This window comes from Streptomyces sp. NPDC002742, assembly GCF_042888885.1.
Classification (GTDB): domain Bacteria; phylum Actinomycetota; class Actinomycetes; order Streptomycetales; family Streptomycetaceae; genus Streptomyces.
This window is the reverse complement of the sequence record NZ_JBIAQF010000010.1, coordinates 168,703-189,874: the sequence shown is the minus strand read 5'-3', so window position 1 is coordinate 189,874 and position 21,172 is coordinate 168,703. Positions and strand designations below refer to the sequence as shown.

General features: G+C 69.9%; 17 protein-coding genes and 1 pseudogene. 6 read left to right on the top strand and 12 right to left on the bottom strand.

Annotated features, from left to right (window positions below; all coding sequences use genetic code 11):
* Window positions 1-4: 4 nt before the first annotated feature.
* From ACFYW8_RS19930 to ACFYW8_RS19910, 5 genes are all read right to left on the bottom strand, one after another.
* Window positions 5-3,316: an N-6 DNA methylase gene (locus ACFYW8_RS19930; protein WP_389076784.1), complete on the bottom strand. Its 3,312-nt coding sequence runs from the start codon at window positions 3,314-3,316 to the stop codon at window positions 5-7.
* A 156-nt stretch (window positions 3,317-3,472) separates the two neighbouring features.
* A complete protein-coding gene (locus ACFYW8_RS19925; RefSeq protein WP_389076779.1) occupies window positions 3,473-4,192 on the bottom strand; it encodes an RloB family protein in 720 nt (239 codons plus the stop codon).
* Window positions 4,192-5,445 (bottom strand): ATP/GTP-binding protein, encoded by a 1,254-nt coding sequence (locus ACFYW8_RS19920; RefSeq protein ID WP_389076775.1) that lies wholly within the window; start codon window positions 5,443-5,445, stop codon window positions 4,192-4,194. The genes ACFYW8_RS19925 and ACFYW8_RS19920 overlap by 1 nt, the downstream gene beginning before the upstream one ends.
* A gap of 87 nt (window positions 5,446-5,532) precedes the next feature.
* The gene (locus tag ACFYW8_RS19915) at window positions 5,533-6,306 is read right to left on the bottom strand and encodes a LuxR C-terminal-related transcriptional regulator (RefSeq protein WP_389076772.1); all 774 of its coding nucleotides are present in this window, start codon (window positions 6,304-6,306) and stop codon (window positions 5,533-5,535) included.
* Window positions 6,303-7,595, bottom strand: a complete 1,293-nt coding sequence (locus tag ACFYW8_RS19910; RefSeq protein WP_365870794.1) for a PspC domain-containing protein — start codon at window positions 7,593-7,595, stop codon at window positions 6,303-6,305. The genes ACFYW8_RS19915 and ACFYW8_RS19910 overlap by 4 nt, the downstream gene beginning before the upstream one ends.
* A 263-nt stretch (window positions 7,596-7,858) precedes the next feature.
* Here ACFYW8_RS19910 and ACFYW8_RS19905 point away from each other — a divergent pair, with 263 nt between their 5' ends.
* Complete coding sequence (locus ACFYW8_RS19905; protein ID WP_389076766.1) at window positions 7,859-9,235, top strand: PspC domain-containing protein; 1,377 nt, start codon at window positions 7,859-7,861, stop codon at window positions 9,233-9,235.
* The gene (locus ACFYW8_RS19900) at window positions 9,222-9,446 is read left to right on the top strand and encodes a hypothetical protein (RefSeq protein ID WP_389076761.1); all 225 of its coding nucleotides are present in this window, start codon (window positions 9,222-9,224) and stop codon (window positions 9,444-9,446) included. The genes ACFYW8_RS19905 and ACFYW8_RS19900 overlap by 14 nt, the downstream gene beginning before the upstream one ends.
* Window positions 9,447-9,465: 19 nt before the next feature.
* Here the strand turns inward: ACFYW8_RS19900 and ACFYW8_RS19895 are convergent, their stop codons facing one another.
* Together ACFYW8_RS19895 and ACFYW8_RS19890 are read right to left on the bottom strand one after the other, a co-directional pair.
* Window positions 9,466-9,996 carry a DoxX family protein gene (locus ACFYW8_RS19895; RefSeq protein WP_365870797.1) on the bottom strand — a complete coding sequence of 177 codons (531 nt, stop codon included), beginning with the start codon at window positions 9,994-9,996 and terminating at the stop codon, window positions 9,466-9,468.
* A gap of 313 nt (window positions 9,997-10,309) precedes the next feature.
* A complete protein-coding gene (locus ACFYW8_RS19890) occupies window positions 10,310-11,548 on the bottom strand; it encodes a hypothetical protein (RefSeq protein WP_389076755.1) in 1,239 nt (412 codons plus the stop codon).
* A 645-nt stretch (window positions 11,549-12,193) separates the two neighbouring features.
* Here ACFYW8_RS19890 and ACFYW8_RS19885 point away from each other — a divergent pair.
* Window positions 12,194-12,307 (top strand): annotated as a pseudogene (locus ACFYW8_RS19885) (Tat pathway signal sequence domain protein); the annotation flags it as partial.
* Between the two features lie 41 nt (window positions 12,308-12,348).
* Here ACFYW8_RS19885 and ACFYW8_RS19880 read toward each other — a convergent pair.
* The gene (locus ACFYW8_RS19880; protein ID WP_389076751.1) at window positions 12,349-13,143 is read right to left on the bottom strand and encodes a class II aldolase/adducin family protein; all 795 of its coding nucleotides are present in this window, start codon (window positions 13,141-13,143) and stop codon (window positions 12,349-12,351) included.
* Window positions 13,144-13,298: 155 nt separating this feature from the next.
* Here ACFYW8_RS19880 and ACFYW8_RS19875 point away from each other — a divergent pair, with 155 nt between their 5' ends.
* On the top strand, window positions 13,299-13,769 hold the full coding sequence (locus ACFYW8_RS19875) for a pyridoxamine 5'-phosphate oxidase family protein (protein WP_389076747.1): 471 nt from the start codon (window positions 13,299-13,301) through the stop codon (window positions 13,767-13,769).
* A 41-nt stretch (window positions 13,770-13,810) separates the two neighbouring features.
* On the opposite strand, the gene guaA is transcribed toward ACFYW8_RS19875, so the two are convergent.
* A complete protein-coding gene (gene guaA / locus ACFYW8_RS19870) occupies window positions 13,811-15,391 on the bottom strand; it encodes a glutamine-hydrolyzing GMP synthase (protein ID WP_389076743.1) in 1,581 nt (526 codons plus the stop codon).
* 431 nt (window positions 15,392-15,822) lie between these two features.
* Here guaA and ACFYW8_RS19865 point away from each other — a divergent pair, with 431 nt between their 5' ends.
* Window positions 15,823-16,107 (top strand): chorismate mutase, encoded by a 285-nt coding sequence (locus tag ACFYW8_RS19865; RefSeq protein ID WP_261705907.1) that lies wholly within the window; start codon window positions 15,823-15,825, stop codon window positions 16,105-16,107.
* A gap of 602 nt (window positions 16,108-16,709) precedes the next feature.
* Here the strand turns inward: ACFYW8_RS19865 and ACFYW8_RS19860 are convergent.
* Window positions 16,710-17,915, bottom strand: coding sequence for a hypothetical protein (locus ACFYW8_RS19860; protein WP_389076734.1), 1,206 nt, complete (start codon window positions 17,913-17,915; stop codon window positions 16,710-16,712).
* Between the two features lie 161 nt (window positions 17,916-18,076).
* Complete coding sequence (locus tag ACFYW8_RS19855) at window positions 18,077-18,484, bottom strand: hypothetical protein (RefSeq protein ID WP_389076730.1); 408 nt, start codon at window positions 18,482-18,484, stop codon at window positions 18,077-18,079.
* On the opposite strand from ACFYW8_RS19855, the gene ACFYW8_RS19850 reads away from it, so the two are divergent.
* Entirely contained in the window at window positions 18,477-19,118 is a 642-nt protein-coding gene (locus ACFYW8_RS19850; RefSeq protein WP_389076724.1) for an LAETG motif-containing sortase-dependent surface protein, read from the top strand. The genes ACFYW8_RS19855 and ACFYW8_RS19850 overlap by 8 nt on opposite strands.
* A 150-nt stretch (window positions 19,119-19,268) precedes the next feature.
* On the opposite strand, the gene ACFYW8_RS19845 is transcribed toward ACFYW8_RS19850, so the two are convergent.
* The gene (locus tag ACFYW8_RS19845) at window positions 19,269-21,095 is read right to left on the bottom strand and encodes a GMC oxidoreductase (protein WP_389076720.1); all 1,827 of its coding nucleotides are present in this window, start codon (window positions 21,093-21,095) and stop codon (window positions 19,269-19,271) included.
* Between the last annotated feature and the right edge of the window lie 77 nt (window positions 21,096-21,172).

The window sequence follows — 21,172 nt, the reverse complement described above, 5'->3', positions numbered from 1 at the left end:
ATCGTCAGTCGGTGAGAACGCTCATCAACGTCCTCTTGATCAACCGCAACTTGCCCAGCTGGCGGTATCTGATCACCTGCTGTTCGCGCAGAGCCCCGGCCTGCCGGTCCAGGGTCCGCTGATCAGCCACGGTCGGCAGCTCCATCTCCACATCCAGCAGACGGAGCGGGCTGAGGAAGGTCGCCTCTCGCTCCGAGGGCCGGGCCACGTGACGAACCCGCCTCTGAACGTGAGGCAGCCGAAGCCACGCAGCCAAGTAGTGCGGGCTCAGCCGGAGCTTGCGAGGCTTCAGGCAGATAACCCCGGTTCCGAAGGCAGCCCTTGGCAGTTGCCCCTGCCACATCACGACCTTGAAGGTCCGACCGGTCGTCACGGCGGCTATCAGGACATCACCGTCCTCCAGCAGTGCGTCGTCCTTGCCGATCGAACCGGGATCGATGCGACGGAGCCGGGACAAGTCCAACCCACCGGCTGTCAGACTGCTCGCGGTGATCACTGGTGTCCCGTCCGTCGCCTCAGGGGCGCGCAGCCAGCTCCTGGTACGTGCCGACACGAGTACGTCGCCCAGCGGACGGCGTTCCACTCCGGCGTCCTTCCCCGCCGTACCAGTGGCCAATAGCGCGAGGGGGGCCATCAGCTCGTCGAGTTCCAACTTGGCCAGCGCGCCCTCGGCGAACTTCTCCGCGTCGATCAGATCATGAATGACCGATGCGAGCTGCTGCCGCCCGGCCACAGTACGCGCGCTGTCCGCTGTGAGATCCCACGCCCGGTGCTGAGACCAAGGGTTGCTCTGGACCGTTCCTTCCGCGGTACCGAACAACTGGCTCTCGATCTCGCGGAGGGGCAAGCGGTACTTCTCCTGCCACCTCTCGTACGTCCGGACGAGCTCGCCGCTTCGCCGTACTGTCAGCACCTCCAGCCTGGCGGCCAGACTGTTCTTGAGCACCTCAAGCACGGTGCCCCGCTCGCCGTCTGTCGAGGCCAACTCGATACGAGATGCCGTCAGACGACGGACCAAGCCTCTCTCCAGGGTGTCGACCGCCTTCCCGGCCGCAGCTCGTCTCCGCTGGAGCGCACGCATCGCCGTCGCATCCAGGGCCGCCTCCACGACCTCGGGATCGATCTCCTCCGCTTCGGCGCCTTCCTCCGATGTCTCCGCCGCAGCGCGCGCCCGTTCGAGCGCTGCCGACGCCTCCCGCGCAGCCCTCATCTCCTCGACCAGTTTTTCGTGCTCGCGCTCGGCTTCGGCCAGTTCCTCAAGGAATCCGGAGGCGATTGCGGCAACCGCCTTGTGTCCATAAGCCTGCCGCCGTTTCGCTGCCGTGCGAGCCCGCGCACCGCCCGTGCGTGAGTCCGTCCCGGGCGCGAGCATCGACTCGACCGTCGCAACCCAGCCGTCCACGACACCGGCGAAACCGTGCACCGACAGAGCCTTCAGGTCGTTCTTGACGTCCTGCCACCATCCGGCGACCGCGTCGGCGAGCGCGTACCGGTCCAGCAGTCCGACCCGCAGCAAACGTTCCTGGCACGAGTCGATCAAGTCGGCGCGTAGACAGGCCAGTTGTGCCTTGCGCTCACGTTCCGTGCGATTGTCGCCCTCGACGGGCTCCAGCGCGGCGATCCGCTCCGTCTCCGAGCCCCACCACTCCTCGAAGACGGCCCGCAGGTTCTGCTCACGTGCGCTCGCCAACTCGGCCAGGCGGGTCGCGTCCGGGTGCTCGCCCTCGGGCAGGAAGTCGACGTACCCGAGGTCGTGCTCGCGGACCGCGAAGAGATCCCGGACCCTGATGCCGTATGCGTCCAGCAGCGGTTTCTTCGCCTCGATCTCCGCGACCGGGACGCCGCCCACCAGGTAGGCCCGTACGTCCTGTGGCTCGGGCGGCGGGGTGTTGTCGACGTAACGGCGGATGGTGAGGTCGAAGTCGTTCTCCTCCAGTTCGGCACGGTCGACCACCCGCGCCAAGCGCTCCACGTCCTTGAAGGCGTGGAACGTGGAGACGATCTTCTCGACGTGCTCGGGCAGGAGGACGTTCTGCGCGTGCTCCGCATGGAACTCACGGTCGGCGTTGATGAACAGCACCTTGCCCCGGCGGTCCCGCCGCTCCTCGCGGCCCGGTGCGCGCAGCACGATCACGCAGGCCGGGATGCCGGTGCCGTAGAAGAGGTTCGGGGCGAGGCCGACGACCGCCTCGATCAGGTCGTGCTTGAGCAGCTCCGCCCGGATCTTGCGTTCCTCGCCCCCGCGGAACAGCACACCGTGCGGCATGACGGTGAACACGGCTCCGGCCCGCTTCTTCACCATGTCCAGCATGTGCTGGAGGAACATCAGGTCGGTCTTGCCGCGCTCGGGCGTCTGGCCGTGAGGCATCCGCGTCAGCAGGTTCGGCACCTGGGCCTGCTTGTAGTCCATGGAGAACGGCGGATTGCTGAGCACCAGGTCGAAATCTCCCTCAGGGTGCATCGGGTTCGTGAGGGTGTCCCCGGTCTTGAGGGAGAAGTGCTTGGCGCCGTGGAAGAGCATGTTCATGGTGGCCATGACCCAGGAGCCACTGTTGGCGTCCTGCCCGGCGAGCAGCAGGTCGTCGGAGTCCTCGCCGTGCTCGTCGACGTACTCCATGGCGTGGATGAGCATGCCGCCGGAGCCGACGCACGGGTCGTAGATGCGCATCCCGCCGTGCGGCCGGGCCAGCTCGACCATCATGCGGACGACGGAACGCGGGGTGTAGAACTCGCCACCCATGCGGCCGGCAGAGTCCGCGAAGTCCTTGATCAGGTACTCGTACGCGGCGCCGATCATGTCGGGGAACTCTAAGTCGTTCTCGCGCAGCCGGATGCTGCCGAAGTGCTTGATCAGTGTCTCAAGGCGCCGGTCGGCGAGTTCTGCCGCGGAGCCCTTGCCGCTGCTGCCGCCGCCGATGCGGTTGAAGTTGACGTGCCCGAACAGGCCGCGGAGTTCACTGTTGCCCTCCTGGTCCTCCAGGGCGTCCAACGCGGGCTGGAGGTACTCCATGGCCACGTTGTCCTGGGCACCGGCCAGCCGCTCCCAGCGGGCTTTCTCCGGGACGAAGATGACCCCGCGAGGACGGTAGAACTCGAACTGCTCGGCGTCGTCCTCGGCGTCCTCGCGGCTCTCGCCTGCCTTCAGCCGCTCCGCGATGATCGCCTCGTGCGCGGCCTCGAACTCGTCGTTGACGCGCTTGAGGAAGAGCATGACGAAGATGAAGTCGCGGTACTCGGCAGTGTCCATCGTGCCGCGCAGAATGTCCGCCGCCGCGAAGAGATGGCGTTCCAACTGCGCGAGCATGAGCTTGGCCACGTACGACACGCTCCCCTGGGACGACTGGCTGTGTCCGGTGCACCGGGCAGCCTACGGCCCAGAAGCCGGGAGGAATCACCGTATACGCGAAGTGATCGTAGGTGGCGGGACAGGTAGCCGATTCCAGTCGTCAGACTCTGCGAAGGCCGGACAGCCTCAGTAGTCGACCACGTCCAGGCCGTCCTCGACGAAGCTCCACACATCGGTGTACGGGTCCCAGCGGGTCTGATCGGGTCCCGTGTACCCCGCGCTGATCTGTCTGGCGTGCTGTCTGGCCTTCTTGTACTTCCCCTGCAACTGGCCGGGCATGACCCGCTTGGCCTGCTCCGGGGAGACGGACCGGATGGTGGGGCCGTAGGTCTGGGCGAAGCCGGGCTGGTTCTTCAGTCGGTCCGCCGCGCTGTCGCAGACGCCGCCGAAGGTGCTCGTGTAGTTCTGGTAGTGGAGCAGGCGCCACAGCTCGAAACAGGGGTGGGAGTAGGCGACGTGCAGCTTCGCCTTCCGGGCCCGTGAGAAAGCCGTCGGGATGTCCTCGTGCTGGTCCCGGTCGAAGAGACACCACACCTGAGGCCAGTTCCAGTCGTCGGGATCCAGCTTCGCCTTCTTGGCGGCCTTCTGGACCTCGTCCCACTTCCTGATGGCCTCGTCCACGAGCGGCAGCGGCTTGCGGCGCTTCGTCGGTGCGTTCAGGTTCTCGACACTGCAGTTGACCTTACGGCCCCGCTGTGCGCGGGTGCCCTGTTCGGTGACGAACTCGATGAATTCCGGCTCGGTGACCTCACCCTCGGTGAAGACGTACACCTCACGCGGACGATCCTGAGGCAGCACTCTCTTGTGCCTGCCCGCGATGTTGTCCCGCCCCTTGTCCCGCGCCATCAGGAACGCTCTGCCTCCCCTGCCAGTGCCGTCAGCACTCTGCGGCCGATCTGTCCTTGAGTCACTCTCGGAACGGCGCCGAACGCTCCTGCGAGGTAGGAGTCCGAGAGGTCCTCGTCGGGACCCGGGTCCGCGTCGCTCAGCGGGTACAGCTGTGTGGCGCCGCCGCCGTCCTTCTCCGTGAGCCAGATCTGGCCGGGCTCCAGGGGACGCCCGCCCCTGGGCGATTTCAGCAGCGACGGAGCATGGGAGGTGAAGACCAACTGGGCGCCCTTGGTGTTGACCCAGGGCGCCTGGAAAAGGCGTACGACCTCTGCGGCGAAGCGTGGGTGGAGGCTGGAGTCCAGCTCGTCGATCAGCAGGACGGCGCCCTTGTCCAACGCCAGCAGCAGTGGTCCGATCAACGCGAACCACGAACGCGTGCCGAACGACTCGCGCTGCCAGTCCATCGCCACGGGCTCGTCGGAGTCACCGCCGTGCAGCAGGCGTACGAGCGGGGACTGCCCTGGGCGCTGCTCCACCTCGGCGCCCCGGATACCGAGGTCGGCGACCCGCAGCAGTTCCTCGATGCGGTCGCGGGCGTTCTCGTCCAGCAACTGACGGGCGGTGTACGCCTCTCGCTGCGTACGCTCCGTCTCCGGCGTGACATCCCACAGGTTCTGGTTGAACCAGTCGTAGATCCGCGTGAGTTGAGGGTGGTTGTCGTTCGCCGCCCGGCTGAGCATGAGGGCGTTCGGGCGAGTGCTGCGGGCCAGGTGCGCGCGGTCGTGGATGCGGTCGCCGGGGAACTCGAAGACGTTGTCCCGTGCGGCGTCGCGGTCCAGCCATACCTGCCGGCGCCCCTTCGGGTAGGCGTGAAGCCATTCCGACTCCACCACCCTCGGCCCGAGCTCGAAACCGTAGGTCCAGCGGACGCCGTCGTCGAGCACGAAGTCGGCCTCGTAAAAAGTGCTCTCCGCAGCCGACTTGGGGTCGAGTGCGAACTCCTCCCGGGGAATCCCCTGGTACGACGTCCAGTCGGAGTACGACCCGAGAACCGCTTCCTTCATCTTCTTCAGGGCGACGATGACATTGGACTTGCCCGAAGCGTTCGCGCCGAAGATGCCCAGGAGCGGATAGACCTGAAGCGACTTTCCGTCCGACAAGGTCAGGGTGCGTGCCGCATCCGACTCCTCGCCTTGGGGCACCACGAAGGACAGCTCCTGCTCGTCGCGCAGCGATCGCACGTTCGCCACACGAAATCGAAGCAACATGCTGTCCTCCTCTCGTCGCGCACAGGCTATCCACGTGATCGTGCACGCGCCTACCGGACGGTCACAACGGTCCGGGTTTCGGCCGGGTCAGACCAGCCGCCTCGCCGTAGCCCACCGGGTCAGCTCATGCCGGTTCGACAGCTGGAGCTTGCGCAGCACCGCCGAGACGTGCGACTCGACCGTCTTGACGGAGATGAACAGCTGCTTGGCGATCTCCTTGTACGCGTATCCCCGGGCGATGAGGCGCAGGACCTCGCGTTCGCGCTGGGTGAGGCGGTCCATGTCCTCGTCGACGGGCGGGGCGTCGGTGGAGGCGAAGGCGTCGAGGACGAACCCGGCGAGGCGCGGGGAGAACACCGCGTCGCCGTCCTGTACTCGGAAGACGGAGTCCACGAGATCCGTGCCGGTGATCGTCTTGGTGACGTACCCCCGCGCACCGCCGCGGATCACACCGATCACGTCCTCCGCCGCGTCCGAAACGGAGAGCGCGAGGAAACGGACCGGCTGCTCGGCGTCGCCCATCAACGGGGCGCAGCGGCGCAGCACTTCGACGCCGCCGCCGCCGGGAAGGTGGACGTCGAGGAGGACGACCTCGGGCCGGGTGGCCGTGATGACCGTGACCGCCTGGTCGACGTCCGCGGCCTCACCGACCACTTCGACGCCGGTCCGCTCGGTCTCGCCGATCTCGGCCTGGACCCCCGTACGGAACATGCGGTGGTCGTCGACGAGCACCACGCGCACCCGGCGCCCGCCCTCGGTGCCGCCCGGACCGGCCGCGGGGGCCGCGGCTCCGGACCCGGCGGTCACGGGGGCTTCTCCGGCCGAACCACCGGACTCCACAGGCTCGTTCGTGTCGCTCATGACGTCTTCTCCGCCCTTTCCATCTCCAGCTCGACCTCCGTGCCGCCGTCCGGCACCGCGCGCAGTCGCGCCGTACCGCCGTTGCGCTCCATGCGGCCGATGATCGATTCTCTGACGCCCATGCGGTCCCCGGGTATCGCGTCGAGGTCGAAGCCGGGGCCGCGGTCGCGGACGGACACGAAGACCGTCCTGCCCTCGACTTCGGCGTAGACCTGTACGGCGCCGCCCTCGCCACCGTACTTGGCCGCGTTCACCATCGCTTCGCGCGCCGCCTGCATCTGTGCGGTCAGTCGGTCGTCGAGCGGGCAGTCGCCCACGACGACGACCTCGATGGGAACCCCGTGCTTGTCCTCGACCTCGGCGGCATGGCGGCGGACCGCCTCGGCGAGGGTGTCGGGCTCCTCGTCCTCGTCCTTGCCGCTGCCCTCCGGCTTGTAGAGCCAGGCCCGCAGATCGCGCTCCTGCGCGCGGGCCAGCCGGCGCACCTCGTTCGCGTTCTCCGCGTTGCGCTGGATCAGGGTCAGGGTGTGCAGCACCGAGTCGTGGACGTGGGCGGCGACTTCGGCCCGCTCCTGCGCGCGGATGCGCATCAGGCGCTCCTCGGAGAGGTCCTGGGTCATGCGGATCAGATAGGGGCCGGCGAGCAGCGCGATGCCGACGAGCACCGCGAGCGCCGCCTGGAGCACCGAGCCGAGGTGGGCCGCGGAACCCTGGAGGACGAACATCCCGGAGACGCCGACGGTGACGAGCAGGACGCCCGCCGCGGACCGCAGCAGCGTGAGCGTGCGGCGTCGGCGGCCCACCTCCGCCCAGCGGGCGCGGCGCGCGTTGTCCGCCTGGCGCCAGACCAGGGCGACACCCGCGCCGACGAGGACCGTCGGCCACAGATACGCCTTCGTGCCGCCGCCGAGATTCACGTTGCCGACGAAGACCATGGCCACGACGACCATGAGGAGCAGGGCGACGATCTGGCCCTTGTCCGGCTTGCGGGCCACGAGCCTGCGCCGGCCGTCGGGCGAGGTCTCGGTGGTGAACGCCGGTGTGCGGCCGCCGGAGCCGACGCCGCCGACGCCGAGGGGGACGAAGAACCAGAACGCGGCGTACAACAGCGCGCCGAGGCCGTCCGCCATGAACAGTCCGACGAACATCAGCCGCACCCAGACCACGGGCAGCCCGAGATGGCCGGCGAGCCCTCGCGCCACGCCCCCGAGCCAGCGTCCGTCGCTGCTGCGGTAGAGCTTGCGCGGGGGCCGCGGGTCGTCGACGGGCATGGCTGCGGCTTCCGGCATGTCATCGATGTTCACACGCCCGGCGGACCGGAGCATCAGGGTCGGCCCCCGATACTCCCCTGATCTTCGCTCCTGACCCTCAATCCTGTCCTCCTGTCCCTCTGTGCTCCCGTGCTCCCGTGCTCCCGTGCTCCTGGTCTTCAGTCCCCTGATCGCCAGGAACTGGCGCTCGCACGTTCCCGCCCTCCCCTCCGGCGGATATCAGGGTTCGGCCAGGGTCATCCCGACTGCCGCCACGCCGTCCCGCCCGTCACCATGGACGCATGACAGATCAGCAGCACGCGGCGGCGGTGCCGGGCCCCGGCACCGCTCCGGGTGAAGAGCCGCGCGCTCACGGGGAAGCCGCCTCGGCGCGGCCCGCGGACTCCGGTCCCGCCCCCGAGGTGCCGCGCAGGTTCCGGCGCGACCGTCGGCAGAAGATGCTGGGCGGGGTGTGCGCCGGGCTCGGCCGGCAGTGCGACATGGACCCGGTGATCTTCCGGATCGTGCTCGCGGTGCTCGCCGCGACCGGCGGAATCGGCCTCATCTTCTACGGCTTCGCCTGGCTCTTCGTCCCCTACGACGAGGAAGAGGAGAACGAGGTCCGCAAGCTGCTCACCGGCCGTGTCGACGGCCAGGCGCTGACCGCCGTGCTCTTCGCGCTGGTCGGCTGCGGAGTGTTCCTCTCCATGCTCAAGAACGGCAGTGTGCTGACGTTCGCGGTCGTCCTGTCGCTGCTGCTGGCGGGCGCCGGCTACTGGTCGCAGAACCGAGGCGCCATCGACCCGGACCCCCTCGCCGCGCAGGCCGTCGCCGACGCCCCGCCCGAGGCTCAGGCCCCGCCCGTGCCCGCCTCCTACCCCTCCTGGTGGCGCGACCCGATCGTCAAGGACGGCTCGCACGTCGGAGGCACCGGCTACATGTGGGGCCCGCCGGAGACCCTGGACCGGGATGTCGCGGCCGCGCTCAACATCGCTCGCGGCACCTCCCGCCCCGACCTGCGCACCGAACGGGAGCGCAGACAGCGCGGCCCCCGCCCCATAGGCGGCCGGATCTTCCTGCTCGCCCTTCTCGCGGGCGGCCTCGGCACCGGCCTGACCTGGCACGACCAGGCGCTCGGCACCAGTCTTCAGACCGGCCTCGCCGCCGCCCTCATCGTGTTCGGCCTGGGCATCGTCCTCAGCTCCTTCCGGGGCCGCACCGGCGCGGGAACCATCTTCCTGGCGGTGATCACGGCAGGCCTTCTAGCGGCCTCCGCGGCGCTGCCCAAGGACATCGACACTCACTGGGTGCGGACGAACTGGACTCCGGCGACCGCGGCCGACGTACGGCCGCGTTACCAACTCGGCACGGGCGTAGGCACCCTCGACCTCAGCCTCGTCGACCTGGCCAAGGGACAGACGGTGAAGACCGACGCCCAGGTGGGCGCGGGCCGGCTGAAGGTGATCGTCCCCAAGGACGCGACCGTGCGGCTCACCATCGAGGTGGGCGTCGGAGACATCCAGTTGCCGGGTGACAACAAGAAGGACGTGGACGTGGAACCGGGCAAGCACAAGCAGGTGACCCTGCCGCCGACGACGGGCGGCAAGGACGGCGGCACCTTCGACCTGGATCTCCAGGTCGGCGCGGGCCAGGCGGAGGTGGCCCGTGCCACGTCATGAGTTCCTGCCCGGAAAGCTGGTGGCGGGCCTCTTCCTCACCGCAGGGGGCATCGCCTACGCCGGCGACGCGGGCGGCTGGTGGGACACCGAGTGGTTCGCGATCATCCCCGTCGTTGTCGTCGGCCTCTGTCTGGCGGGCGCGGTGGCGTCCGTGAACCACGCCGTACGCAGACGCCGCGCGGACCGGGGTCCGCGCGGCGTGAAGTCCTAGGACGGTTCTGGAGCAGGCTCTAGCGATAGGCCCCGGCGCGTTGTCTGCGCCGGGCTCGTAGAGCCGAGTCCACGGAGAAGATCGAGGCGCCCGCCAGCACGAGGGGGGTCCAGGCCATCAGATAGGGCAGGTCGTTGCCGTAGTAGTACGGGTCGGAGGCCCAGCTCATGGTCAGCCACAGGCTGAGCGAGATGAGTGCGCCGCCCAGTGCGGCGAGGCGGGCGAACAGGCCGATCAGGGTGCCTATTCCGACGGCCAGTTCACCGAACGCGATGGCGTAGCCGAAGCCGACGGGGCTCTTCAGGGACAGGTCGATGAGGGCAGGTATGGCGGAGGAGTCACGCACCGTGCGCATCATGTCGCCGATCGAGCCCGACCCGGAGGCTTTCATGAAGGCGCTGTTGGTCAGTTTGTCGAGGCCGGCGTAGATGAAGGTGACACCCAGGAAGAGACGGAGTGGCAGCAGGGCGTAACGGGTAGCGGTGTCCCGCCAGTCCCGCCTCTCCTCCAGATACTGGGTGTTCGTATCCGTCCGCATACTGTGAGTCATCGCTCTCCGCCGCCTTTCGCCCGCGTGCCGTTGACCACTCAACAGACCATACGTACGAATCCGTTCCCCTACTCAGGGGCTGGAACCTTTTTTCGGGCTCCACCTCACGAAACACCCCGGACCGGCCTCTCGCGCCCCGACACCCCCACGGTGGTTCTTCGCCCCCTCCGCCAACGCAATTCCCGTCCCTGGAGCTTGGCCCAAGAACCCGCTCCTCGAACGCCGGAGGAGCCGGAACGGACGGACCCGGCCCCTGCGTGCGCGCCTGCCTGCCGCGAAGGGCGACAGCGAACCGCCAGTCCGTCAGGTCGATTCAGTCCGTCACGTCGATCTCGTAGCGATTCGTCTCGACGCCCGCCGCCGTGACCACCTGCACCTCCACCCGGCCCGGCTCCACGTCCACCGGCACCGGCACCGTCAGCACCGCGTCCGTGGGATTGCTGAACCCCCCGGACACCGGCACCAACGGCACGTGCACATGCACCGGACCGATCCGCACGACCATCCGCGACAGCCGGTCCGCGGTCTGCGCCCCGGGCGGCACGAACCCGGCACCCCGGATCTCGATGTCGTCCCCGGTGCGGATGGGCGCGTCCAGATCACCCGCCTCGCGGGACCGGACCACCGAGAGGATCACCGGCCGCCCGCCCTCGGCGTACTTCCCCGCGAGATAGGTCGCGGCCGACACGAGCACCAACAGGGCCAGCCCCCACGGAAGATCGGGCAGCTGCCACGGCCGCCGGGCCAGCCGCACCGCCGCGAAGACCAGAGCGACCCCACTGATCACCACGTACTGGATGTCCGCGAAGCCACCCCGCCCGGAGTCGTCGGTCAGCAGGTCGGCCGCGCGCGGCCGGTCCGCGCGGACCTTCTGCAGCCGCTGCCCCAGCACCCGCAGCCCGACCACCCGCCGCACCAGCACCGCGACCCCGCACACCACGGCGACGACGGTCACGACACCGGCGCCCCGGGCGAGTTCGAGCCCGGCGATGAGTTCGTCCCGGCGGCCGGGCGCCGAGGCCACCACCAGCTGGCCCACCAGCACGAGCACCGCGTACACCACGAGCACCACCCAGCCGGCGGCGACCGCGCGGGAGGTGGAGAGCCGGTTGTCCTCGCCGATGACCGGCGCGAGGGCCCCGCCCCGCGTCCGGTGCAGCCAGGCCGCACCCGTCAGGAGTCCGGCCAGGACGACCGCGGCGAGCAGCCCGGCCGTCCGTGCCGCCGTCCAACCGGCCCCGATCGCGGTGAGCGCCTGCACGAGCAGGAGGACGACGACGCCGGCCCACACGGTGGACGCGGTGTAGCGCCACAGTCGGCCCAGCCAGGCCTCGCCCTCGAGGCGGCCGCGTTCGGCGACGAGGTCCGCGGACTGGGTGAGTTCGTCGGACACCCACTGCCGGGACGCGGAAGCCGAGTGCGCGACGCCGGCTGGCAGTCCCTGCCCGGACGCCAGCGCGTCACGCTTGGCGAGGAACGCGGCGACTGCCCGCCGGTGCCCCGTACGCGCTCCGTGCGGGCAGTCCCCGCACGTGCAGCCGCCCTCGTGCACGCCCGACCCCCCGCCCAGGCCCGCGCCCGGCCCACCACCGGCACCACCGCTCCGCCCGCCACCCGTTCCGGTGCCCGACCCGGCACCCGACCCGGCACCGTGCCCCGCACCGTGTCTCGCCTCCTGCACCGCCACGCCCACTGCCGCCTTCCCGCACCAGAAAACTCCGTACAGCCGGAACGTCCGTACGCCCGACCGCCCCATCGCCGGAACGTCACACACGCCCGGCCGTCACACCGCCGGGGCGCCACGTACGCCCGACCGTCACACCGCCGAGGCGTCACGTACGCCGGTCGCCGCACAGCCCGAAGCCCGCACCCGCCCGACCCACCCGACCACCCGGCCGCCCCCGACGCGAAGCACCCGTCAGGCCTCCGCCCGACCGGAATCCGGTGCGCCCCCGCGGCCGGCCGCACGGTCTGATCCGCCGCGCCCGGCCGTGCCCGGCCGTCGTGCGGCCGGACCTGATGTGCCCGACCATCGCACACCGGAGCGTCCGTACGCCTGACTGCCGCACACCTGCCTGACAACTGTTCCGCGATGACAGCGAATTGTGCCGTACGGACCACGGCGCGCACGCGTCAGGTCGGTTCGGCGCGGGTGATGCGAGGGACCTCTTGTTGACCCGGCTGGGACAATTCACCCATGGCCCAGATCACCCAGCGCGACGGGACCTGGGCCTTCGACGGCAGCACGGTCAGGATCGCACCGGGACCGCACCGCGGCGTGCCGCTGTTCCGGCGGACGTACGGCGAGATCGAGGAGTTCGCCAGGACGAAGGCGGCCGTGCTTCGGGGCTTCTAGCTGAGGAGATCGGGTTCGCTCCGGCTGATGTCCTGCCACAGCGGCTGGTAGTTGATCCACGCCACCAGGTCGCCGCCGAGCTGTTCGCGGGTGGCGACCGCCTGCTTGTGGTCGATGAGGAGGGGCCGGCCCGCGGCCTTCGCGGTGAGCTGGACCTGGCTCGACCGCTCCATGGACAGGAACCACCAGGCCGCCGCGTCCACCGAGTCGCCGACGGTCAGCAGACCGTGGTTGCGCAGCACCAGCGCCTTGCGGCTGCCCAGCGCGGACGCGATCCTGCGGCCCTCCTCCGCGTCGACGGCGACGCCGGAGTAGGCGTCGTACAGAGCGTGATCCTCGTAGAAGGCACAGCTCTCCTGGGTGATCGGGTCGAGCAGATCGCCGAGGGCGGCCAGCGCCCGGCCGTGCACGGAGTGGCAGTGGGCGACGGCGACGACGTCGGGGCGGGCGGCGTGGACCTGGGAGTGCACGGTGAACGCCGCCTGGTTCACGTGGTAGCGGCCCTGGATCACCTGGCCGTCCTGGTTGGCCATGACCAGGTCGCTCACGGTGACGTGCTTGAACGGCATGCCGAACGGGTTGACCCAGAAGCAGTCGCTGTACTCCGGGTCGCGTGCCGTGATGTGCCCGGAGACGCCGTCCTCGAAGCCGAGCCGTCCGAACAGCCGCAGCGCGCCGGCCAGCCGCTCCTTGCGGTGCTGCCGTTCGTCGTCCGTCGACTCGTGCATCGGCGGCATGGCGAAGCGCAACTGGTCGGTGGGGCGGGGCAGGGGCGGAGTGGGCCCTTGCATAGGTCCTCCAGCACTGGCGTGTTCGGTACGGAGCGGAAGTTACCCGGGGTCAGCGCAGGAGAACAGGGGTGTTCCGTGAGAGAAAAAAGAGGAACAAAGAGGGACACCCGCAATACCCGACAGAAGATGTCCGGTATGCGCGCCAGACTCGGGTCATGAACTGGGCAGCTCTCTCCACGGCCGAACCGGCCCTCGCCGGCACCGTCGAACAGCGCTTCGGCGCCTTCACCCACCACGTCCTCGCCACCCTCCGCAAGGACGGCTCACCCCGCACCTGCGGTATCGAGGTGCGCTTCCTGGACGGCGAGCTGTGGCTCGGCATGATGCCGGACTCCCTCAAGGCGCTCGACCTGCGCCGCGACCCGCGCTTCGCGCTCCAGGCGAATCCGGGGGCCGGCACGGACATGGGCGGCGGCGACGTACGGATCAGCGGGCGGGCGGTCGAGGTGGGCGACGGCGTCCCCGCCAAGGCCGCGTACGTGAAAGAGGTGGAACCGCCGGAGCCGTTCCACCTCTTCCGCACCGAGCTGACGGAGGTCACGCGGACCTGCGTCGAGGACGACACGTATCTGGTCGTCCAGGTCTGGAAGCCCGGCGCGCCGGTGCGCACGCTCAAGCGGACCTGAGGGGGAGGGTCACTCCCCCAGGGAGAGTGACCCCGGGGGGACTACTCCCACTCGATGGTGCCCGGGGGCTTGCTCGTCACGTCGAGCACGACGCGGTTGACGTCCGCGACCTCGTTCGTGATGCGCGTCGAGATCTTGGCGAGTACCTCGTAGGGCAGCCGCGACCAGTCGGCCGTCATGGCGTCCTCGCTGGACACCGGACGGAGCACGATCGGATGGCCGTACGTCCGGCCGTCGCCCTGGACGCCCACGCTGCGCACGTCCGCGAGCAGGACCACCGGGCACTGCCAGATGTCCCGGTCGAGACCGGCGGCGGTGAGCTCCTCGCGGGCGATGGCGTCGGCCTGGCGGAGCAGGTCGAGACGCTCCTTGGTGACCTCGCCGACGATCCGGATGCCGAGGCCGGGGCCGGGGAACGGCTGGCGCTGGACGATCTCCTCCGGGAGGCCGAGCTCCTGGCCGACCATCCGGACCTCGTCCTTGAACAGCTTGCGCAGCGGCTCGACGAGCTGGAACTCCAGGTCCTCGGGGAGGCCGCCCACGTTGTGGTGGGACTTGATGTTGGCGGTGCCGGTGCCGCCGCCGGACTCGACGACGTCCGGGTAGAGCGTGCCCTGGACCAGGAACGCGACGTCCTCGCCCTCGGCGGCCTCGGCGATGATCTCCGCCTGGGCCTGCTCGAAGACGCGGATGAACTCGCGCCCGATGATCTTCCGCTTCTCCTCGGGGTCCGAGACGCCCTTGAGCGCGGTGAGGAAGCGCTCCTCCGCGTCCACGACCTTGAGCTGCACGCCGGTCGCGGCGACGAAGTCCTTCTCGACCTGCTCGGTCTCGCCCTGGCGCATCAGACCGTGGTCGACGTACACACAGGTCAGCTGGGAGCCGATGGCCTTCTGCACGAGGGCCGCGGCGACCGCCGAGTCCACTCCGCCGGACAGGCCGCAGATCGCGCGCTTGGTGCCGACCTGTTCGCGGATCAGGGCGACCTGCTCGTCGATGACGTTGCCGGTCGTCCAGGACGGGGTGAGACCCGCGCCGCGGTACAGGAAGTGCTCCAGGACCTGCTGGCCGTGCGTGGAGTGCATGACCTCGGGGTGGTACTGGACGCCGTAGAGCTTCTTCTCGTCGTTCTCGAACGCGGCGACCGGGACGACGTCCGTGGAGGCCGTGACGGTGAAGCCCTCGGGAGCGGCGGAGCAGGCGTCGCCGTGCGACATCCACACCGGCTGCTCGTCCGGGGTGCCCTCGAACAGGGTGGAGCCGGACTTCGAGACGTGCAGCGGCGTACGGCCGTACTCGCGGGCTCCGGTGTTGTCGACCGTGCCGCCGAGGGTGGTCGCCATCAGCTGGAAGCCGTAGCACATGCCGAAGACGGGGACGCCCGCCTCGAAGAGCTCGCGGTCCAGGCGCGGGGCGCCCTCCGCGTAGACCGACGAGGGACCGCCGGAGAGGATGATCGCGGCCGGGTTCTTGGCGAGCATCTCCTGGACCGGCATGGTGCTCGGCACGATCTCGCTGTAGACCCGGGCCTCACGGACGCGACGGGCGATGAGCTGGGCGTACTGCGCACCGAAGTCGACGACCAGGACGGTGTCGGGGGCGGCGGGGGACGCTTCTGGCACGGTCTGCCTTCCGGCGGTGAGCAAAAGGGTGTGTAGGGCCGATTCTACCGGGGGCCGCGGCGGGCCCGGCGCCCGCGGGGCTTCGGGGTCACCGACGGGCCCGGCACCTGCGGGGTTCCGGGAGCGTGGTAGGCCCGGCACCTGCGGGGTTCCGGGGGCCGCGCGGGACCGGCGCCCGCGGGTTCCGGACGCCGGGTCTCACCATCCGAACCGTCCTGGCCGACGCCGCCGCGGGCGTGCATACTGCCGTCATGCTCACGCAGACGACCTTCCTGTTTACCTATGGCAACCGGCCCACCGGCTGCCATGGTCGTGCTGCTTGAGCAACTGACAAGCGACTTCCCAGGCGCCCCGGGCCGACAAGGCCCGGGGCGTCTGCCGTTTCCGGGCCGTGCCGCTCCGGGGCACCCCTTCCACCGAGGAGCCCCACCATGGCCGACGTACTCGACAAGACCGGCGCCCGCACCGACGAGGCCGCCGATGTGATCACCGGTGCCCGTGAGCGCATCGACGCCCTCGACGACCGGATCATCGGTCTCGTACAGGAACGGATGGCCGTCTCGGCCGTGATCCAGGAGGCCCGGATCACCTCCGGCGGCCGCCGGGTGAACCTCTCCCGCGAGATGGAGATCCTCGGCCACTACCGCGAGGCGCTCGGCAAGCCGGGCACCTCGCTGGCCATGACCCTGCTCGAACTGTGCCGCGGCCGGGTCTGAATCCCGGAGGCGGAGTACGACTACGGGCGCTGGCACACGTCGACGGGCGGCGGCCTCCGGTACGGGGGCCCGGTACCCGGCGTACGCACGTACGCATCCCCTCTCACCCGTACGGCGCATCACCGGAGTGCCGCGGACTTCGTTTCTTCTGGTGTCCGTGTCAGCCAGGGGCGGGCCCGAAGGAACCACGCGTGGCTTCGCTGGGGCGATGAGACGTACGGATCGTGCCGTGCGTCGTGGGACCTCGCTCCAGGTGGTGTGACCGGACGGCAGGGGACAGCAGCCCGGTCACTCAAGAGAACGGTCGGCCCCGGGGACGCCCGGGGCCGTCCGACGGAAACCGTTCAAGGCCGGCACCACGTGCGCGCCCTCGTGCGCCGCCGCGCACGACCGGCCGCCACTCCCGCGACCAGCGGCGCGTCCCCCGGCGCCGCTTCCAGGCACCGACGCCACCCTGACGTCGGTGCTGTCGGAAGAAGGGCCCCGCGGACATCCGTCCCGCGGGGCCCTTCGACGTGCCGGAAGTCCGAAGGCCCTCACACCCGAAGGCCCTCACACCCGAAGTGTCGACGCCGGCCGGCCCGGCCCGGCCACGGGCGCGGTCAGGTGCGGGACACCGTTCCGCAGTCGGCCGTGGGGGAAGTCCGGAGGTCACGGCTGCGGTCGTACGGGTCGACGGTCGGGCCGGTCGGCGGCGCACCGGTGGGCGTGGCCGACACGAACTGCGGGTGCAGGAAGCCGTCGTGGACGTCGCAGGCCGAGTTGCCGATGTTCTCGTCGTACCGACGGACCGTCAATTTCCCGGGAGTGACCCGGAACTTCCTCGGGTCGGAGAACGAGACGTCGAGGACGCGGCGCACGATGGTGCGGGTCACCTCGGCCGGGTTCCCACCGGCCGGGTTCCCACCGGCCGGGGACACCGGGTAGACGAAGGTGTAGTCGGCGTGGATGGCGACGGACGCGTCCACGCCCGCCTTGAAGGTGATCCGGCCGCGCACCTTGACCACGTGTCCGACCAGGCGCGCCTCGCGGGGGTCGAAGCGGCTGAACAGGACCAGCGGATCGTGCTTCTTGTCCGGCGCGCGCAGTCGGCGGTCGACGTCGTCCACGGTCCGGGGCTGCTTGGGGTCGAGGACGGCGATCGCCGCATCGGGACGCTCACCGCGCAGGGTCGCCGGGTCGAGGTTCGCCCCGACGAGCAGGTTCTTCGTCTGGCGCAGCGCGGTGGCCACCTGCTCCTTCGTGAGGGAGCCGACCGGGGTGGCCTCGGGTACGACGATGGCGTCCGCGCCGGCGGCCCAGCGCTCCGCGGGAGATCCGGCGAACGGATGTTCCCGGGTGGGCGACCGGGAGTCCTGGGCGGAGGGCGGCGCGGTCGGGGCGGCCGTCTCGGCCGACAGCGTGGGGCCGGTCGAGGGGGACTTGGCCGAGGCGCCGAAGGGATCGCCGGGCAGCAGGGACGGCTTCATCGCGACGAACGCCACGGCGACGGCGAGGGGGACCCCGAGGATCGCCCACAGCCTGCGGCGCCGGGCGGCACGCCCGTCCATCTCGCGCCGGGCGGGGCCCGTCCGCCAGCCCTCGGGCCGGGCCGCCGGTCGCGCCTCCTTCCGGGAGGTCCGGCGGGTCGCCCGCTCGGCCTCCCGCGCGTCCTGCAGACGCAGCCGCTCCGTCACCATGCGCGCCCGCGCGGACGGCTCCTTGGGGGCCGAGGCGCGGATGTCGCGTTCGCTGTCCGCCGCGAAGCGTTCCCACACATCGTCAGGAACCGTCGGCTCGCCGGTTTCCCCGGGCTGCTGTTCAGACACGATGCCAATTTGTAAACGGCCCGAACGGGCGTACGCAAGGCGGATCAAGGTGTGACTCAGGCCACATGAGGATTCTGTGAGTCACAGGACAACCATTCTCCGGCTTCGCCGGTCACACCTGCAGAACCAACGGCCACACCCGCGCCCCACACGCGGAGGCCTCACCCACAAACGCCATACACGCGCCATGAGTTCACGGCGCACCGGACATCCGAGGTCTTCATGAAGCTTCGCCGCGCCATGGCCACTGCGGCCGCGACGGCTGTCATAGCACCGCTCGCGCTGCTGTCGGTCGCGCCGGCCGCGTTCGCGGACGAAAGCCCGTCCCCGAGCGTGAACACGTCCGAGTCCCCGTCGCCGAGCGCGCCCGAGCCGTCGTCCAACACAGAGTCGGCCTCCGCCTCCGCCTCCGCGTCCACGCCCGCGTCCACGCCCACATCCCCCTCCGCGAACGCTCTGGCCCCGAGCAGCTCCGCTCCGGCGACGTCCCCGGCGCCGAGCGCCCCCGAGTCGGAGTCCCCTGAGCCCCAGCCCTCCGACTGCTCGGACTCCAAGGTCCAGGTGTCCATCACCGGCCTGCCCGGCAAGATCGCGAGGGGCAGCGGTTGGCACAAGTTCTCGCTGAACGTCCTGAACAACTCCGACTCCACCCTGAGCGACCTCGCCTTCCTCGCCGGCGCGTCCTCCGACAAGGCGGGCGAGAACCTCTTCGAGAGCAAGCAGGTCCAGCTCCAGGCGTACAACCCGGACGACAAGGCATGGGAGAACGTCGACTCCGACGGGACCGCGGTCGGCTTCGTCGGTTACACGGACGAGCTCAAGCCCGACTACGAGGTCGACATCCCGCTCCGTGTCAACGTGAAGTCCAGCGCCCCGGTCGGCGTCGGCTTCTCCCTCGGCGCCAGCATCTACGGCGACGCCGACGCGGAGTGCGTCGGCTTCGGCCAGATCGCGTACAAGTTCCAGATCGTCGGGGCCGGCACGGACACCGACGGCACCAAGCCGCAGGAAGGCGGCAAGGTTCCGGTCTCGGACAAGCCGGCCGACAAGAGCAACACGCCGCAGGTCGACGGCAGCCTCGCCGAGACCGGCTCCAGCTCCGCCCTGCCGATGATCGGCCTCGCCGGTGGTATCGCGGTCGTCGCCGGTGCCGGTGCGCTGGTCGTCGTCCGTCGCCGCAAGTCCGGTGGCACGGCCGCGTAACACGGCCCGGCACGACTGACGCGGGCATCAGCCTCGCAAGAGGTCGCGAGAAGTCGTAGGAAGTCGCGAGAGGAGAAGGACCTGCGCTCGGAGGGGGGCGCAGGTCCTTCTTTTCGCTGTCCGGGGGCCGGGGCTCCGCTTCGGCTTCGGCTACGGCTTCGGCTTCTGCGGCACCGCCGGCATGCCCAGGAACGGCAGCCTCAGCGCGCCGAAGGCGTCCGCGGGGACGGCGGGCCGGCGCGGCTCCACCGCCTTGAGACGCTCGTACGCGGCTCCCGGCGCCGGACGCGGATCGGCCTCACCCTTGTTGGGCCAGAACGACATGGCCCGCTCGGCCTGTGCGGTGATGGTGAGCGACGGGTTGACGCCGAGGTTCGCGGAGACGGCGGCACCGTCGACGACGGAGATGCCGGGGTGGCCGTAGAGCCGGTGATACGGGTCGATGACACCTTCTTCCGCACCGGCGCCGATCGGGCAGCCGCCGAGGAAGTGCGCGGTGAGCGGGGTACCCATCAGCTCGCCGACATTGCTGCCCGCGAAGCCGTTGATCTCCTCGGCGATCACGGAGGCGGCCTGCGAAGCGGCCCTGATCTGCTTGGGGTTGGGGGCGCCGTGCCCCTGACGTGCCGTCAGCAGTCCCCTGCCGGCGCCCTTCGGCTTCAGATACGTCGTCAGGGAGTTGTCCAGCGACTGCATGACAAGACCGATGATGGTGCGTTCGGACCAGCGGCGGTTGGACAGCGACCGGAGTACCAGCAGCGGATGCCTGGCCGCGTTGACGAGCCATCCGGCCACCCTCGACGAGCCCTCCGCGTAGGGGACTTGGAGGATGGACAGACCGCCCATCGCGTTGGAGCCCTTGCCGTAGCGGACGGGTTCGATGTGGGTGTTCTCGTCCGGGTGGATCGAGGACGTGATGGCCACACCCTGGGTGAAGTCGGCCCTGGGCGCCCCGTGCGCCTTGCGGTAGCGGCGGTTGTCCGTCTGCGCGCCCACCAGCGCCTCGGAGTTGGTACGGGTCAGCTCGCCCAGCCTCTTCGACAGGTACGGCAGCTGACCGCCCGCCTTCATGCGGTGCAGCAGCGTCTGGGTGCCGTAGGTGCCGGCCGCGAGAACGACCCGCTGCGCCGTGAAGGTCCGCCCCTCCCCCTTGCGCCGCTCGTCCGTCGGGAGGGTCTGGACGGCGTACCCGCCCCGCGAGTCGTCGGTGACGGACACGACGGTCGTCATGGGATGGACGGCCGCGCCCGCCTTCTCGGCGAGGTGGAGATAGTTCTCGTTGAGGGTGTTCTTGGCACCGTGACGGCAGCCGGTCATGCACTCGCCGCATTCGGTGCAGGCCTTGCGGGAGGGCCCGACGCCCCCGAAGTAGGGGTCGGCCACCTCCTCGCCGGGCTTCGCCCCGGCCGACCCGTCCGCGTCCTGTCCGTCTCCGAAGAAGACGCCGACGGGCGCCATGTGGAAGGTGTCGCCGACCCCCATCCGCTCCGCGGCCGCCTTGAGGTGCACGTCCGACGGGGTCATGGTCGGGTTGAGCCGCACGCCCAGCATGCGCCGGGCCTGGTCGTAGTACGGCTTCAACTCCCCTTCCCAGTCGGTGATGTCCTTCCACTGCGGGTCCTCGAAGAAGGGCTTCGGCGGCACGTAGAGGGTGTTGGCGTAGTTGAGCGAACCACCGCCGACACCCGCCCCCGCGAGCACCATCACATTGCCCAGCAGATGGATGCGCTGGATTCCGTACATGCCGAGCCGCGGGGCCCAGAGGTAGTTCTTGATGTCCCAGGAGTTCTTGGGGAGCGTGTCGCGGGTGAAGCGCCGTCCTGCTTCCAGGACACCCACGCGGTACCCCTTCTCCGTCAGCCGCAGGGCGGTGACGGAGCCGCCGAAACCGGAGCCGACGACGACGACGTCGTAGTCGTACGTCCCCTCGTCCGTTCCCTCGTCCGGCTGTTCCTGGACAGAGCTCTCCTGTGACACGTGCCGCTCTCCTCGTCGAGAACCGTTCGAGAACTGTTTGAGAACCGTGGATCGTTGTCGAGGGCCCGCGAAGGGCC